The 17,115-nt window shown below is 49.4% G+C and carries 13 protein-coding genes and 1 riboswitch; of the genes, 8 read left to right on the forward strand and 5 right to left on the reverse strand.

Going from position 1 to position 17,115, the window contains the following annotated elements; translation table 11 throughout:
• The first annotated feature begins 240 nt into the window (after positions 1-240).
• The 8 genes from PPG34_RS09275 to PPG34_RS09310 all read left to right on the forward strand — a co-directional run bounded on the left by PPG34_RS09275 (position 241) and on the right by PPG34_RS09310 (position 10,196).
• Positions 241-1,656, forward strand: a complete 1,416-nt coding sequence (locus PPG34_RS09275; RefSeq protein ID WP_313832964.1) for an HlyD family secretion protein — start codon at positions 241-243, stop codon at positions 1,654-1,656.
• Positions 1,657-1,719: 63 nt separating this feature from the next.
• Entirely contained in the window at positions 1,720-3,174 is a 1,455-nt protein-coding gene (locus PPG34_RS09280) for a TolC family protein (RefSeq protein WP_313832965.1), read from the forward strand.
• A 16-nt stretch (positions 3,175-3,190) separates the two neighbouring features.
• The gene (locus tag PPG34_RS09285) at positions 3,191-4,840 is read left to right on the forward strand and encodes an ATP-binding cassette domain-containing protein (protein WP_313832967.1); all 1,650 of its coding nucleotides are present in this window, start codon (positions 3,191-3,193) and stop codon (positions 4,838-4,840) included.
• 134 nt (positions 4,841-4,974) lie between these two features.
• Positions 4,975-6,312 carry a cytochrome ubiquinol oxidase subunit I gene (locus PPG34_RS09290; RefSeq protein WP_313832968.1) on the forward strand — a complete coding sequence of 446 codons (1,338 nt, stop codon included), beginning with the start codon at positions 4,975-4,977 and terminating at the stop codon, positions 6,310-6,312.
• A complete protein-coding gene (locus PPG34_RS09295; protein WP_313832969.1) occupies positions 6,299-7,327 on the forward strand; it encodes a cytochrome d ubiquinol oxidase subunit II in 1,029 nt (342 codons plus the stop codon). The genes PPG34_RS09290 and PPG34_RS09295 overlap by 14 nt, the downstream gene beginning before the upstream one ends.
• Positions 7,328-7,563: 236 nt before the next feature.
• Complete coding sequence (locus PPG34_RS09300; RefSeq protein ID WP_313832971.1) at positions 7,564-8,148, forward strand: hypothetical protein; 585 nt, start codon at positions 7,564-7,566, stop codon at positions 8,146-8,148.
• A 205-nt stretch (positions 8,149-8,353) separates the two neighbouring features.
• Complete coding sequence (locus tag PPG34_RS09305; protein WP_313832972.1) at positions 8,354-9,460, forward strand: glutamate-cysteine ligase family protein; 1,107 nt, start codon at positions 8,354-8,356, stop codon at positions 9,458-9,460.
• Entirely contained in the window at positions 9,453-10,196 is a 744-nt protein-coding gene (locus PPG34_RS09310) for a gamma-glutamyl-gamma-aminobutyrate hydrolase family protein (protein ID WP_313832973.1), read from the forward strand. Before PPG34_RS09305 ends, PPG34_RS09310 begins: the two co-directional genes overlap by 8 nt.
• A gap of 267 nt (positions 10,197-10,463) precedes the next feature.
• Here PPG34_RS09310 and PPG34_RS09315 read toward each other — a convergent pair whose 3' ends face one another.
• The 5 genes from PPG34_RS09315 to nadA form a co-directional block, all read right to left on the reverse strand.
• The gene (locus PPG34_RS09315; RefSeq protein ID WP_313832974.1) at positions 10,464-11,066 is read right to left on the reverse strand and encodes a PEP-CTERM sorting domain-containing protein; all 603 of its coding nucleotides are present in this window, start codon (positions 11,064-11,066) and stop codon (positions 10,464-10,466) included.
• Positions 11,067-11,884: 818 nt separating this feature from the next.
• Positions 11,885-12,028, reverse strand: a complete 144-nt coding sequence (locus tag PPG34_RS09320) for a hypothetical protein (protein ID WP_313832975.1) — start codon at positions 12,026-12,028, stop codon at positions 11,885-11,887.
• Between the two features lie 26 nt (positions 12,029-12,054).
• Positions 12,055-12,672 carry a signal peptidase II gene (gene lspA / locus PPG34_RS09325; protein ID WP_313832976.1) on the reverse strand — a complete coding sequence of 206 codons (618 nt, stop codon included), beginning with the start codon at positions 12,670-12,672 and terminating at the stop codon, positions 12,055-12,057.
• Complete coding sequence (gene ileS / locus PPG34_RS09330; RefSeq protein ID WP_313832978.1) at positions 12,582-15,437, reverse strand: isoleucine--tRNA ligase; 2,856 nt, start codon at positions 15,435-15,437, stop codon at positions 12,582-12,584. The genes lspA and ileS overlap by 91 nt, the downstream gene beginning before the upstream one ends.
• A gap of 64 nt (positions 15,438-15,501) precedes the next feature.
• Positions 15,502-16,605 (reverse strand): quinolinate synthase NadA, encoded by a 1,104-nt coding sequence (gene nadA, locus PPG34_RS09335; RefSeq protein WP_313832979.1) that lies wholly within the window; start codon positions 16,603-16,605, stop codon positions 15,502-15,504.
• A 300-nt stretch (positions 16,606-16,905) separates the two neighbouring features.
• Positions 16,906-17,010, forward strand: a riboswitch (TPP riboswitch).
• The last annotated feature ends 105 nt before the right edge of the window (positions 17,011-17,115 follow it).

Here is a 17,115-nt window from a genome sequence, read left to right on the forward strand (position 1 = left end):
ACCCCATTCACTTCCACCATTGGCTCTGTGATAGGTCTCTCTTTCAAAACTAAATTTCCCGAAATCCTTTTCGGGGCCAAAAGTGTGGAGGTGAGATAGGTCCTATGGACTAGCCACCTTTAAAGTATTCTCTTTCGAGATGAGTGTTTAACGGAATACCTTCTGCCCCTCATTTTTTTTATTCATATTATGTTACACTTCTGTCTGGTTTTAAAAGACTACGTATAACCTTCCTAGTTTATGTCTGTTCAAAAAGGCACCAAAAACCATTTCTCCCTCGGATCTGGCCCCTTTGATATTCGGTACCCTGCGGCCAACAAGCGACTGAAATCCTGGACCGCGGTCAGGTTCCCGCGACGATTGCGCACATGGACCAGGTTGTCCCTCATGTTGTTTGTGGTGTTTGCCGGCCTCGTCGCTTTTGTTCCTTGGACACAGACCGTCACGGTCAAAGGCCAGCTGTCAGCCTATTCACCTGTTGAACGACCCCAAGAGATTCATGCACAAATTAATGGTGCCATTCGAACATGGCATGTCAATGAAGGGATGACGGTTCGCAAAGGAGACTTGGTGCTGGAGCTCGAGGATGTGAATCCAAAGTTCCTCGCCCCGGATCTCTTGGAGCGCTTGGATCAATCCCGCGAAGCCCTGGCCCAACAACGTCAAGCAGCATTGGATCGCGCGGAAATCCTGGCCAAACGAATTGACGAAATGACCGGCTTGACCCGCGCCGCCACCACCTCAGCCGAAGCCAGGGTGTCGGAAAGTAGCAATAAAGTCCAAAGTATGGAGCAACGTTTGGCCGTTGCAAAAGTCGCTGAAGAAACCGCCGCCTTAAATCTAGAACGTTCACGGGTTCTTGAGGCCGAAGGGTTACTCTCACGACGTGATTTGGAACTCGCCATTCAAGCCGCCACTGCCACACGCGCGGAATTAAAAGCTGCAGAGGCGGCCCTGCGGGAAGCGCAACAAGGCCGGCGGGCCCTAGCCTACAATCGTGAACAGATCGATGCGGAACTTAGTCAACGAGTGCTCGAAACCCGTTCACAACGGGCCTCCGCCCTTGCCGATGCCGCGAAAGCTGCGAAAGAATTAGCGGATTTGGAGTTAACCCGATCTACAGCACTGCAACGGCGTGTGGCTAGTCGCGTGACGGCCCCACTGGATGGCACCGTGGTTCGCTTGACCCGAATCGGACCAGGAGAAATCGTCAAACCCGGCGATCTGTTGTTCACGATCGTTCCAATAAGTGCCACACGCGCGGTGGAGATGTGGGCCGAGTCCATTGATGCACCGCTCCTCACGCCGGGCCGTCCCGTCCGATTGCTTTTGCATGGCGTTCCGGCAATTCCGCTACCCGCCTGGCCGGAGTTAATGGCGGGAACCTATGACGGATCCATTCAGGTGGTGGACCAATCGGCTTCGGCGAATGGTAAATTTCGTTTGTGGGTAGTCCCCGATACGACACGCCGACCGTGGCCCACCCAAGATCAGGTGCGGCAAGGCACGCAGGTGATGGGCTGGGTGATTTTGAATCGAGTACCCCTGTGGTATGAAATGTGGCGTCGGTTTAATTTATTTCCGCCAGATTACGAATCAGGAGAAATCAACTTGTATGATGTCTTTTTGCCGAAAGCCGGACGACCGGGGAAATAAATCACACACCATCGCACAAACCCAATGCCAATACTTGCACAAACTCATAATAGGAGAGGAATCATGTTGACCATAGTCCGAATAATAATTATCGGGTTGTTGATCGGATTGAGTGTCACACCAGTGCAGGCTGAAAATCCCACACGCGAACTTTCTGGGAAACAACCTTCATCCGTCCTCACCTTACAAGAGGTGTTGACGAAGGTTGAACAGGGACACCCGCTTCTCCAAAGTAGTCAAACGCAAAAAACTGTGGCGGCCGGAAAAGTGCTCAAAGCTCTCGGGGCCTTTGAACCGAACCTTGTGAACGATTGGGAATTAGAACGACTGGTGAAGGATGGAAAGACCGTCAGTGTCGGTTTTAATGATACGTTCGTTGAAATGCGGCACCCTTGGGGGATTAAAGGGTTTGCCGGATTTCGTGCGGGTATCGGCGATGTAGAAATCGCGGATTTGGGTATCGAAAACTCAAATCAGCCGCTGTTAGGAATTGTCTTTCCTATGCTTCGTGGATTGATGACGAACCCCGCCCGAGCCGAATTGCAGAAGTCCAACTTGGCCGATAAACAAGCCGACCTTGAGATTCAACAGGCGCGGCAAGACTTATATCTTGGTGCGGCCACACAATATTGGAATTGGGTCGCCGCTGGAAAGTTTGTCGAGGTTCAAGAAAAAGCCGTCTCGGTAGCAGACGCCCGTTCTGCACAAACCATGAAACAGGCGGATGCAGGGGCAAGGGCGCAATTCGATGGCATTGAAGCCAACCAGGAAGTACAACGACGGCGAGATCTGTTGATCAAGGCCAGGCGTAAACTCGAGGAAGAGCAATATCGACTCGCCTTATTTTTGTGGGAAGGCGACAATCCCGTGGTCCCGGCACAGATGATGGCCCCGGAGTTTCCACCTCTTGAGTCCACGCTAGATTCTGACCAATTTAAACACGATCGCCAACAAGCAGCCACCGCTCGGCCTGAAGTCCGACTCGTCAATCTCGAAGCTGAGTTCAACCACATTGATTTGGATGTTGCGGAGAACAATTTTCTTCCCGATTTGACTGCGGAAGCCCAACCCACCAGAAAGCCCGGTGAGTTTGTGTTGGGGTTGGGCTATCGGTTTGGGGTGCAATTAAGTTTTCCGTTTCTTCAGCGCGGAGCACGCGGAGACCAAATGCAAATGGAAGCGAAAGCCCAACGCTTGAAATTATTGCAGCGCTATCGCATGCAGCAAGTGGCACTGGATGTCGACAATGCACAATCCGCCATTTCCCGTGCGCAGGAGCGCATTCAAGTCTCACAACAGGCGTTGCAATTGGCGCAGGAATTGGAAAAAGGCGAACGCACTCGCTTCAAATTGGGAGCAACCAGTTTGGTGTTTGTCAATCTTCGTGAGCGGCATGTGGTCCAAGCGGCTGAAGAATTAATTACTGCCCTAGCGGATTACCAAAAGGCCCTTGCGTTATATCAATGGGCGATCGGCGGGTGGGCCAACGGGCCATTCGCCGCAGAGGTAAACGGATGAAGGGCATACCTTTCGTATGAGTCAACATCTTCCTCTCCTTCGGGAGAATCTCGACCGCCTCGGCCTGTTCCTGAAACAGGAACGCTCCGTGTTATTAGCCATTCTGTCCTATGCCGTGGTCGTCGGGGTCTTTTCTCTGATTATTCCGCTCACGGTCCAAGAATTGGTCAACACCTTCGCGTTTGCCGTTTCGCCCGTCATGGTGGTCACTCTGGTCGGCATCATGGCCGTGATTCTTCTTTTTGTCAGCGTCTTTCGTGTGTTGCAGTTTTACGCAACCGATATTCTCGAGCGTCGAGTCTTTGTTCGAGTCGCGTTGGCTCTCGCCCAAATCTTGCCACGTTTTAAAGAAGATTCCTTTCACACCGACTCCATCAGCCGTTTTTTTGAAACCATTTTTATGCAGCGGGCTCTTGCCAATCTCTTTGTCGATTTTACGAACGTCTTTATTGGTGGATTCATCGGCATGGTCTTGCTGGCCCTCTATCATCCGTATTTCCTCATATTCGATGTCATTTTAATCGGGGCAACGTTTCTCATTTTTGCGTTGGGAAAGGGAGGGCTTCGGACCACGCTGCACATGTCCGATGCGAAATATGATGCCTTCCATTGGTTTCAGGAAGTGGCCGACAATTTGTTGCATTTTAAAACTACTCGTTGTTTGGATTTGGTCGTTGAGAAAGCCGATAACTTAGCCACGGCCTATGTGCAGGCACGCAAAAGTCGATTTCGTGTGTTGCTCCGTCAATACATTGGATCTCTGTCGATTCAGGTCATCCTTCACACCGGGCTATTGGGAACGGCTGGTTGGCTTCTCAGCAAGGGCGAGTTAACGTTGGGACAATTGGTTGCAGCAGAGGTTATTGTGGCCAGTCTCTTGCTCAATCTCGAGTCCGTCGTGAAACGCCTCTATCTCGTGTATTATTTTTTTACAGCCCTCACGGAACTTGACCATTTGTTTTCCCTCCCTCAAGACCGTGCAACGACAGATTCCGCTGATTTTTCAATTCCCCAATCCGGCGCTCAAGGAGTGCATCTGGCGTGTAGTGGTATTCGTCTCACCAGTGCCTGGTGGTCGATCCCCAAGGATGTTAATTTTGAAGCGCTTCCTGGCGAAAAATGCGCGCTGATTTGTGGAACGGAATCAACGCGTCATGGCATATCCTTGGTAATCGCGGGATTACAGCCACCATCAACCGGAGTGGTTCGCTATAACGGCATTGATGTCCGAAATGTCTCTCTTGACGAGGTCAACGAACTTCGAGGTATCGTCTTCGGCCGGGATCTCAGATTGTTTGAAGGCACTATGGCTGACAATATCACCATGGGGCGAAGCGGCATCGAATCTGAAGATCTGTTGTGGGCATTAAACGTGGTGCAGCTGAATCAAGAAATTGATGAGCTACCCGATGGGCTGCAGACGAACATTAAGGAAGGTGGTCGGGATTTCACGCCCAGTCAACAATTGCGGATTTTATTAGCTCGGGCCATTATCACCCGTCCATCGCTTCTGATATTAGACGGCGCCTTGCATGAAATTCCTAGCCATATTCGAGAAACGATTTTTCGCCATCTTTGCTCCAGGGAAGTTCCGTGGACTCTGGTGGTCGTGACCACAGATTCGACCGTCCGCACACTTGTGCATAAGTGCTTTACCCTCTCGTAATTATTGATGTTGAGAAATACAACGGGGAAATGGATGTTGTTGGAGTCAAACAGCATAGGGGAACATGGGCTTTCCTGTCTCAGGTATTCGCATTATTTTTTCCTTTCGCAATCCTCTACGGTAAAATTATTATAATGAGTAATTTACTTGCCGCTCGATCCCTCATGGCCATGTCCCTGGGTTTCCATATTATATTCGCCATCATTGGAATGGCCATGCCACTCATGATGGTGATTGCTGAATGGCGCTGGCTGAAAACCGGGGACGAGGTATACCTCACCATTGCCAAACGTTGGGCCAAAGGCACTGCCATTTTCTTTGCAGTGGGCGCGGTAACGGGAACTGTGTTGTCATTTCAGCTTGGCTTACTATGGCCAAAATTTATGGAATTCGCGGGTCCAATTATTGGGCTCGCTTTTTCCATTGAAGGATTTGCGTTTTTCACAGAAGCCATCTTTCTCGGTATCTATCTTTACGGATGGAGAAAGGTCAGTCCGCATGCGCATCTTGCAGCTGGAGGAGTCGTCGCGCTGAGTGGCATTACATCCGGTGTTGTTGTGGTCCTGGCCAATGGCTGGATGAACACGCCGCGGGGTTTTACGATGATCAATGGCCTTCCCGCGAACATCGACCCCATTGCCGCATTGCTGAATCCTTCAGGGGGCCTTCAGGCCTTGCATATGATTACAGCGGCCTTCGCAGCCACGGGTTTTGCGGTCGCTGGCATTCATGCATTTCTGCTTCTTCGCCATCCTGGTAATGCCTTTCATCAAGGGGCTCTAAAAATCGCGTTGGCCGTGGGCTGTGTTAGCGCATTGTTTCAACCATTGAATGGTGACTTCCTGGCCAAACAAGTGGCTGAATATCAACCCCTAAAACTCGCAGCCTTTGAAGGCCAAGTACACACGCAAAAGGGTGCGCCATTTCGACTCGGCGGGATTTGGAATTCTGAAAAAGAAGCCTTCGACTATATTGTCGAAATTCCATATGCCTTGAGCCTGATGTTACACATGGACCCTCATGGCGAGGTGATAGGGATCAAGGAATTTGCCAAGGAAATCTGGCCTCCCATCGGGGTGGTGCGTACGGCCTTTCAAATTATGGTGGGCATTGGCTTTTTCATGATGGGGATGGCTGTGTGGGCGGCATGGTTGGCCTTCAAAACACGAACTCTATTCCAATCGAAATTATTTTTAAAGGCGTTGGTGTTGTCGATACCGCTTGGCTTTATTGCGACGGAAGTCGGTTGGGTGGCAACAGAGGTGGGACGGCAACCCTGGGTGGTGGTGGGGTATTTAAAGACTGCCCAAGCAGTGACTCCCATGCCAGGGATTTCCGTTTCGCTGATTTTCTTCGCGGGATTGTACGCTTTCCTCGCCGCTATCGTCATCTGGCTAATGTGGCGTCATGTTACGGCCACACCCACCCAATTTGAAATGCAAATGAAGGGAAGCGCGCATGATCGGATATGAAACGATCCTGGGGATCGTCCTACTTCTCGCGCTCACGTTTTATGCTCTCATGGGTGGTGCCGACTTCGGTGCCGGTGTGTGGCACCTCCTCGCGAGGGGAAAAACTCGACGGAATCAACACCAGTTAATCGGCGAGGCCATCGGCCCGATTTGGGAAGCCAATCACGTGTGGTTAATTTTGGTCGTCACGATTTTATTTACGGCCTTTCCCCCAGCCTATGCACAGGTGTCCATTACGCTTCACATCCCGCTGACCCTTCTGGTGATTGGGATTGTTCTTCGAGGGTCAGCCTATGCCTTTCGACATTACGACGTGAAAGATGATGACGTTCATTTACGGTGGGATCAAATTTTCGCGCTCTCCAGCCTGATTAGTCCTCTGCTGCTCGGCATTATTCTCGGCTCAGTGACGGCCGGCAATTTTCCTGTGAAGCCTGAGAGTTTTTTTGAAGGGTTCGTGGCTCCTTGGATCCAGCCGTTTCCACTGGTGATGGGTGTATTCACATTGGTGCTGTTTGCCTATTTGGCGGCCTCTTATCTTCTTTTGGAAACACAGGACCTGGAACTTCAGGAACTTTTTAGAAAACGGGCCATCGCCTCGGTGTTAATAGCCGGCGTCTTAGAAGAGCTGGTCATGCTACTCGGAAAAACTGGAGCCCCCCGTTTGTGGGGAGAATTGACGAACAGCCTATGGGGAGGTTTTCTTCAAATAGGCATGGGAAGTCTGACATTGGTAGCGATCGCGTTGTTAGTCACCCGACGATATTGGTGGGCAAGGACCTGCGCGATTGTTCAAGTTACGATTACAATTTTGGCGTGGGGCATTGCGCAATCTCCCTATTTAGTACCCCCTTATCTTACAATCTTCAATGCCTCATCACCGGAAGTTATGCTACGCCTTATTGTCATCGCGCTATTCACCGGCGCGCTGTTATTATTTCCATCACTGTTGTACCTATTCAAAATATTTAAAGGTGGAACGTTATTTGGAGTTCCGAAGAAATCGGATGGATAAGTGCCCACAAATTAACGCAACACCCCTTTTATTGTATTGATAATGTTGGGATTGACAGATAAATTACCCGTGCTCATATTTTGAGTGCCAAGAATTTGTTTTATAGAGAATGGGAAGTGTTTAATAGATTTCCGAAACTCCCCAAAATGCCAAATTTCGTCAAAAGACTTCTTAGTAAAGGCATTTCGCGAAAAACCAGGAAAACCCGGTCTGCCTTTCTTCAGATTGTTTTCGTCTTGTGTATTCTCCTATTGGCCTTCCCGGCCTTTGCCTCCCCTGCTTTAGAAAAATTGTTTGGTTTTGTCACCATGGCTGGCGAAGCGATGGGCTCCCTAGCGGATGGAATCGAAAAATCTTTTAACACCGGAACTCGCATTTATGACGATTTGTCAATCCGAGAAGAAAAAGAACGACTCTTGGACCTCAGCGCCAATCTGAGTCATTTAGGAATGATTCAGACTGAATTTGTGGGAACCTTAGAGGAATTTAATGCACGACCGGATGTGGAGAAGTGGGAGAAGCTGGCGGAAAACTCACGAATGATTTCGGAAGACGTTCGCAGCCTGATTGCCCATTTAAAAGCCGAACGCAGTCCCTTAGTCACGAAAGGAGAAGCCTATGATGCCCTTCTATTAACTCTGCAACACAGAGGGACCACGATTACCGAATTTCAAAAAATTCAGCTGCCTCTGACCGCTGACGATTTGGATACTTTGAAAAAAATTGAAGCCACCTACTCAGTCCTGCTAACCAATTTATACCGGGCCAAAGAATCCCTTAATACATATATTGAACAGCGGTTTGAAGATTTGAAACCTTAATCCCTTGCGCGTACCTCCCACGCTCGGCACCGCACTTCCCATACGGATTTTCTTTCTCCTTCATTTCTTCCCTACTTGATATAGCCAATATTTGTGATATAACCATGGCATTCAAATCCCATCACCATCTCTCTCCCATCTCAAACCCAAGAATTTTTCTTTTGCATGTTACCACCTAAGACACCTGATTCATAAGGAATCCTTGATGATTACACCGATTCATCAGCGCATTATTATTGGGGTCGAAATCGAAGCCTATAGCATCAACGCGGCAGATCACAAAATTGGTCGGCGATTGTCTAAACCCCGGCCTGGACTCTCGGAGTCCGGGGAAAAATTTTCCCGTGACGCCTCCATTGGCAGTGAATACAACAGTCGTCCGTTTACGACTGTCCGGGAATCGCTGTTTCTTCTCAAAGCTGGACTTCGCAAATATCTTCGAGGATTGTATCGCAGTCGGGAAGAAGACCAAGATTACCGTGTCCCCTTGCTGGTTGGCGGATGGACGAATCGATTTGCAGGAATGCATATGCACATTTCAGTTGCCAATCGGAAAATGACCAAGAAAGAAGCCTGCGCTTTGAGTTGGCACCTTCATGACCAACTGCCTTTTTTCATCGCGATTGGAGCCAATTCTCCTATCTGGAACAAAGTGATCACCGGGAAGGCTTCGAATAGGTTTCTCCGTGGAGATCAAGCCTATTTTACGGTCACCAAACGTGGGCACCTTACCTCGGTAAACACTCGAGAGATGGTGTACAGCCCCGGACGAAAAACCAAACCCCCGACATTGGAAATTCGAGTATTGGATTCAAATCTCCCGGAATTTGTCGTGGCGAACCTATGCCTCCTCAAAGCCGTGTGCCTACGGTGGTTAAAAGGAAAGCGGTCCGCCAACCGGATGAGTCATGCCGATTATTTAGAAGCTCGCCTCGAAGCTGCAACCAAAGGTATGCGTGGCAAACTCCCTTGGCGTAAGGATTGGATAAGTGTCCCCGACTATTTAGATCGATTTCTTTGGGAGCACCGCGAGGAATTCGAGGTCATGGATATTCCAGAAGACATCTTCGAAGTCTTTCGTCTACTCAAGCGTGGGTATAATGGCAGTCGGATTATTCACGATGCCGCGCTTCTCGCACAGCGAGAACATCCCCAAACGTGGCAGCGCCGCTTTGCGAAACGATATCGAACAGGCATGGTGGAATTGCTCAGTGGCAATACGCTCCACGATTTTGCGCGGGAAATTGGGATCTCCCTTCCCAATACAGACCGGGTATGGTTAGGACGAAAGCGAGGCTCCATCGATGAGTAAAAAATCACCAGCCCCCTTAATCGGGATCACCTGCGAGGCCATTTCCCATCGCAAGGATTTCGCGGATTATGATTTATTATGCGATCATCGCTATGCCACGGGAATTGCGGAGGCGGGAGGGCATCCGGTGTTATTGCCCATCGCCCACAATCGAGCGACCTTGGATCGTTACCTGGAGGGGATTGATGGCCTGGTCATCGTTGGTGGAGATGATCTTGATCCATCATGGTATGGAGAATCTCCCAAACGGCGAACCAAGGTCGCCTTTTCAAAACGATCCGAATTCGAGGCCTGGCTCTACAAAGCCGGGGCCCAACGGCGATTACCCATTTTGGGAATCTGCTACGGGATGCAACTCATCAATGTCATTGAGGGCGGCACCCTGTATCAACACATTAAAGCTCGCCCCAATGGCCCCAAGGTTGATCATCAGGGTAAAAAAAACGGAGTCCATCCGGTCAACATCCTTCCTCACACGAAATTGGGTAAAATTCTCGGACCTGGAAAAAAGAAAGTGGCGACGGAACATCACCAAGGAATCCGGAAACTCGCACCGAAATTTATTGCTTCCGCCAAGGCCGCCGACGGAATTATTGAAGCCATGGAACGCCCCAACCGACCGGAAATTTTTGCGGTGCAATGGCACCCGGAACGACGTCTTCAATTCGCCTCGACTCGACGACTATTCAAAGCGTTCGTCAAATCCTGTCGACGCTATCAGAAGAATAAAGACTAGTGACTGATGGGAGTTAACTATCTGCTTGATTACGTAAATTTTTTCCACCGACATTTCCCTTCATCCTTCGGTATTTCTATCCCTAAAGGTTCTCTAAATGCGGAGTTCGGACCTGCCACGCCCAATGCTCTGAAAAAACACGAGCATTTGGATTCCTTAACACTTAGCAAAAGATAGACCCCTTCCCCACGATTCCATAAAACAAACGAGCCCCACCACTAGCATGGTGGGGCTCGATGTTCGGGAATCCTTTTAGCGACTAAGTGCCTAGACCCAGGCTTTTTTGATCCGATAACCAATGAGGCCAACTAGGCCTGAACCAAGTAGCAACATTGTGCTTGGCTCGGGGACCTGTCCTCCGGTGCCAGGGGCAGTATAAATGGCGACATGTGAAAATGAACCCTGGTTGGGCCAGAGGTCTTCCAAATTAATTTGCATTTTTCCATCCCATCCAATGCCCGACACGCCCACATTGAATAATTGTTGTTGTGGGCTATGATTTCCATTCTTTGCAAGAATGACGCATTCCAAAACCGCGCATTCCAGAAAACCTGGACCATTCCAGGTAATTTGAGCATCTTCGGCTCCATTGGGGAAAGTAGTGGTGTAGTGACTCGCGGACGACCCTGATTCACTTCCACCTTGGTTTTGTTTATACACTTGGGTTAAGTTCAAAATACCGGTAATGCCAGAAATTTCTGCGTCCGTGTGGGTACTGGTTTGAGAGGAAGTCCAATCTACATCAGAAGTCCCCAAGTTTATTGGCGTCGCGTGAGCGGGATTCACAGAAGAGAATCCTACAAATGCCATCATCGTCAGCACGCTGAGGACAAAAAATGATCGAGATTTCATTCCGATAGAGTGATTCATGGCGAAAACCTCCTTTTAAAGACTATAGAAAATTGTTTATAGGTCAGAATTTTCTGAACTATCGGCGCAAGCATACCTTTCGCAAGCCCCATGCCATTTATTAAAAGAGCTCAAAAATATAAACAGACCGTTACCATCGACCAACATATTCTTGAAACATCTCCATTAATCTCTGGTAATGGTTTCGTTTCAAAAGCTATACGGAGTGGCTGCATACCTCCATTTTGTAAACGGAGCTGACGGCAAGATAAACCACTGAAGCCAGCATCCTCACAAACAATAATACTTTTCGGCACATACGCCATTTAGCGTAGTACGTAAACATTTTCGACAGGTTATGTGGGTTACAAAGTCAAAGGTGATACTTTGGCCCTGCGACATCTGAATTCCTGCGGTTATTAAAAAGGAGAAACACTAGGGGAAATATCGGTGTGGCAATTCAGGATGAAATTGAATAAACCTCGAATATTTTCAAGTAATAAGCACTTGAAGCTTTCTTTTAATCGCCTCCAGCGATTATCAAAAATTTCTAAATATTTAACGGCATTCGCAGATGTTTTTCCTGAGGAATGGAATCCGTTGGGGGGAGGGGTAGTTTTTCTTATTCCTTTGCCGAGCAGGGGGTGACAAAAGGCATTCGATCAAGATTGTGGTTTCTGGTCAACTTTTTCTACCGACAGGACCCCCCCCTAAGCCGATACAGCCCTAAACAATAGGTTTCACACCAATGCTTACTACCCAAAGGATTAAATTTTGAACATTTCGCTAAAGGTTGTACCGACTGCTTCTAATCTGGCCTTCAGAGGAAAACCGAAAGTTTAACCGTCTTGGCCTCGAGGGCGGGCACGGCCGAATTTTTGTCGGTTTTCTTGTTCGATTTGTTGCTGGCAGGCTTCGCAGATTTCGCCGTATTCTTCGGTCATGTAGGTTTCACCAATTTCTCCGCAGCGGTCACAGATCATTGCGCACCTCTTGGTTGACGTAAGATTTACGGAAGGTTTTCTTGTGGCAGAGTTCCGGCCGGTGGGTCTTCTTTCTTTTTGTCCAATGCGAAAATGATCAGGAGAGAGACGACACCGACACTAATAGCGCTATCGGCAACATTGAAAGCAGGCCAGTGGTAGCCCTTGATATGAAAATCGAGAAAATCGATGACTTCTCCGAATCGCAGGCGGTCAATGAGATTGCCGATCGCTCCCCCAAAAATACTGGATACGGTAAGCTGCCCCCATACGTCATCGGGATGGAGCCGATAGAAAATCGTGCCGAGTAACCCTAATGCGAAAATGGAGGTTCCCACGAAAAAGATTAACCGAAAGGCGCTATTGGATTGCGCAAAGATACCAAAGGCCGCACCGGGATTTCGAATGTAGGTCAGATTGAAAAAATCTGGAATGACCGGAATCGACTCATGCAAATGCATGGTATGCATGACAAACATTTTGGTGACCTGGTCCAAGGCAATCAGGACAAAACTCACCCCGACTAGCAACAAATACCGGCGTCCCCCATCATTCACGAGACCGCCTCGACGCACCGCTCGCATAGCGTCGGATGTGCGGCTTGCGTTCCAACCGTTGGCCGATAATTCCAACACCGCTCGCATTTTTCGCCTCCTGCTTTTTCTACCAGGAGAAGGATACCTAGAGATTTATTTGGCTCTTTAAGCGCATCTGACCCCCAACCCTCATCCAACCTAATTTCCACCTGAGAAACAATGAAAAGCTCCGGCAAATTTTTTTCATAGGAATGAAGAATATCGAACCGCCTTTTCTGCGGAACTGTTAAAATAACCTTGGCCTCCAAAGAAGAACCTATGAGTTTGTCCCGTCGTCGCTGCTCAAGTATCCCTAAGACTAAAGACCGAACTTCCAATAACTCTTTCCAACGATTTTCCAAGATTTCCTGGTTCTCTAAAATAATAGGCTCAGGAAATGTCGAAAGATGTACCGAGTCATACGCTGATGGGGATTTGTTTTTTTCTGGCAACACATCCCAGACATCTTCCGCGGTAAAACTTAAAATTGGGGCCATGAGTCTGGCTAAACTCGTGACAATATGATGCAGGACCATCTGGGAACCGCGGCGCAGAGGTGAGTCTTTGCGAAAGGTGTAGAGACGATCCTTTAGTATATCGAGGTACGTGGCGCTCATATCCACCGAACAAAAATAATCCAACTCGTGCACGATTTGGCGAAAATTGAATTCTTCATACCCTTTCCGCACGTTGTGATTGAGCTTGTTGAGTCGCATCAACGCCCACCGATCTAATTCCGGTAATTGTTCAATCGCGACTTGGTGGCTCGGATCGGACGGAACGTAATCATAAATATTGCTCAACAGATACCGGCACGTGTTTCGAATCTTCCGATATTGCTCAGCCAATTGTTTCAAGATGGGCTCGGAGATCCGCAGGTCTTCCTGATAATCTTGCGCTGCCACCCACAGGCGAAGAATTTCCGCCCCGTATTGTTTGATGACATCTTGCGGGGCCACCACGTTGCCCGCGGACTTGGACATTTTTTTGCCTTGTCCATCCACCACAAACCCATGCGTGAGCACGGCACGGTACGGAGCCGACCCATCCGTGGTCACCGAAGACAACAAGGCGCTATGAAACCATCCCCGATGTTGATCCGACCCTTCAAGATATAAACTTGCAGGCCACCATCCCTCCCCCTGCTTCTTGACCACGGCGGCATGGCTCACGCCGGACTCAAACCACACATCCAAAATATCTTGTTCCTTTTTGAACTCGCGGCCACCGCATTCAGAACAGGAAGTGCCCGAAGGAAGAAGTTCAGTCGCCGATCGTTCAAACCACACATCCGCGCCACGCTCACTTACGAGGTCGGCAATGTGCGCGATGATTTTCGGGTCCGCCACCGTGGCCGAACATTTGGTGCAGGTAAAACCTGGAATCGGCGTTCCCCAGATCCGTTGACGAGACAAACACCAATCCGGACGATTGGAAATCATGCCAAAAATACGATCGCGGCCTCGCTCCGGAATCCATTGCACGTGGTCGATTTCTTTCAACGCCCGCTCTCGCAATTGTCCTTTTTCCATGGACACGAACCATTGCTGCGTCGCGCGAAAGATCACTGGCTTCTTACAGCGCCAACAATGGGGATACGAGTGATCGAGTGTGCCCTGACCAAGAAGCATGCCGAGTTCTTGAAGCTTTTTGACAATCTCTGGATTGGCCTTCAACACATGTTCGCCTTCAAAAGCCTGAAACTCATTTGTAAAACATCCTCGATCATCAACCGGGACCATGACTTGAAGGGGTTCGGTGAGAATCTGGCTTTGGGCTTTGGCATTATATTTCAGCGCGAGGATATAGTCTTCCATACCGTGGCCCGGGGCGATATGCACACAACCCGTGCCCTGCTCCAACGTCACGAAGTCTCCAAGCAAAATCGGCGAGAGCCCTTCGGTTAATGGACGCCCACACACCAGTCCTTCAAATCCATCTTTCCCTTTTTTCACGGCAAGAATTTTTGGTTCCGGCAACTCGCAGGCTTTGGCCATTGCATCGACTAACTTTTCCGCGATGACGAGGACTTCATCGTCAACCTGGACAAAGGCGTAGTCAATGTCTGGATGCAGAGCAATCGCCTGATTCGCAGGTAAAGTCCAAGGTGTCGTGGTCCAGATCACCACTGAAACCTTTTCCACAGCATCCAGGCCAGCAATACCAAACTGTTTGTGTGGATTCACTTGAAAGGGAAACTTCACGTAAATCGAAGGCGAGACGTGGTCTTCGTATTCGACCTCGGCTTCCGCCAACGCGGTTTGGTCTTGGGTGCACCACAACACTGGCTTGAGACCTTTGTACACGCCACCCTTTTCCACGAACTTTCCAAACTCGCGCACAATGGTCGCTTCATACTCGTGGTTCATCGTGAGGTAGGGATGCGCCCAATCCCCCAACACGCCTAGCCGCTGAAATTCATCCCGCTGAATGGAGTAGAATTTTTCCGCATATTCCCGGCACAACTGTCGAAGCTGCGTGGAGGTGAGTTCCTTCTTCTTGGCCCCAAGCTGTTTCGTCACCTGATGCTCGATAGGGAGGCCATGGCAATCCCACCCTGGAATATATGGGGCTCGAAAGCCTTCCATGGTTCGGGACTTCACAATGATATCTTTGAGGATTTTGTTCAGCGCATGGCCGATGTGAATGTGCCCATTGGCATATGGCGGACCATCGTGAAGGATGTACAACGGTTTGTCCGCGCGCGATTCCTGTATTTGTTGATACAACTGTTGCTCGGCCCATCGCGCGAGAAACTCCGGTTCGCGTTGAGGCAAATTTCCCTTCATCGGGAAATCGGTTTTTGGCAAATTGAGGGTTGCTTTATAATCCATGGTTAACTCAGTCAGGATACGAACAAAGGTGGGAACTAAATGCGATGAGATGGCTTCATAGTGTTTAGCTGACCGCCATCATGCGATCCAGTGCCAACTTGGCGAGGACTTTTTCATCTTCTGGAACGGAAATTTGGTTCACCACGATGCCTTGCGCCAGATTCTCCATGCACCAGCACAAATGCGCCCCATCAATTCTATACATGGTGGCACATCGGCATACGGTGGGGGATAGGAAAAAGACCTGCTTATCGATCTCTTCGTTTTTGAGCCGATTCACAAGATTCAACTCCGTGCCTACGACCCAGGACGTTCCAGGTTCTGCCTGTTTCACCGTTCGAATAATAAACTCGGTCGACCCTACAAGATCGGCCTGATTGACCACATTTTCATGACATTCCGGGTGCACAATGACTTTGATCCCTGGATAGGTCTTCTTAAAATATGCCACATGCTCAGGCTGAAACATTTGGTGTACACTGCAATGGCCTTTCCATAAAATCAGTCGAGCCTTCCGAATCGCGTCCTTCGTATTGCCGCCATAGGGCATAAAGGGATCCCACACAATCATCTCTTCCCGTGGCATGCCCATCTTATTGGCCACATTCCGCCCGAGGTGCTCATCAGGAAAAAAGAGAATCTTTTCCCTTCGGGCCCAGCACCATTCCATGACGGCCTTAGCATTGGAGGAAGTACAGGTAATGCCACCATGCTCGCCACAAAATGCCTTGAGCACGGCGGCCGAATTGACATAGACCGCCGGCATCACCTCATTTTCAACATCAAGCACCCGCCCTAATTCTTCCCAGCATTGATCCACCTGTTCGATCGCCGCCATATCGGCCATGGAACAACCTGCCGCCATATCCGGCAAAATGACCGTTTGCTTGGTACGGCTTAAAATATCCGCAGTTTCCGCCATAAAATGCACTCCGCAAAATACGACGTAGGGATGCTGAGAGCGTTCTGCCGCTAATTTTGACAACAACAGGGAGTCGCCCCGAAGATCAGCATGGACGATGACCTCATCCCGCTGATAATTATGCCCCAGCATCAGCACCTGATCGCCCAACGCCTTCTTGGCTGCAACCGTGCGCTCAAACAATTCCTCTGGGGAAAGGTCTTGATAGTCAGAAACGGGAAGCTCAATCGCTTGAACTACATTCACAAAGCACCCTTTCGTGAACCATTTTATTGTGAGTGGGAGACCGGAGGTGCCGGACACCCATCAACCTGTACCACCCCCCGAACGGTCGAGGGAATCAAAAGATAAAGTTTCTAATTGTAGCAAATTTCTTCATATTTCCAAAGCCATAGGATGCATGATCGGGTTTTAGGGGCACAAGTCTTAATCCCCCACCTTGTCCATCAGTGATTCTAAGGCGTATAGTTTCCTCATAACCACAGTATTTCCTTACAAGGCTTCAGATTGACAGGGACCTAGGCAACGAGTACCATTTGAGCGTGAAAGAATAGCTAGGGGAGCCGCACGGCTGAGAGTCTTTGGGAAAAAAGACAACCCTTACCACCTGATCTGGTTAGTACCAGCGTAGGGAAGCGGTGTTGAATAGAGAAGTCTTCTACCAAGCCGCTCCCTCCAGGGCGGCTTTTTTTTGGCCATGTTGACCTCACCTTTATATCTGGCAGGGCCGTGTTGCCTGCTTGAGTTCGCAGAAAG

This window comes from Candidatus Nitronereus thalassa (assembly GCF_032191465.1).
GTDB lineage: Bacteria > Nitrospirota > Nitrospiria > Nitrospirales > UBA8639 > Nitronereus > Nitronereus thalassa.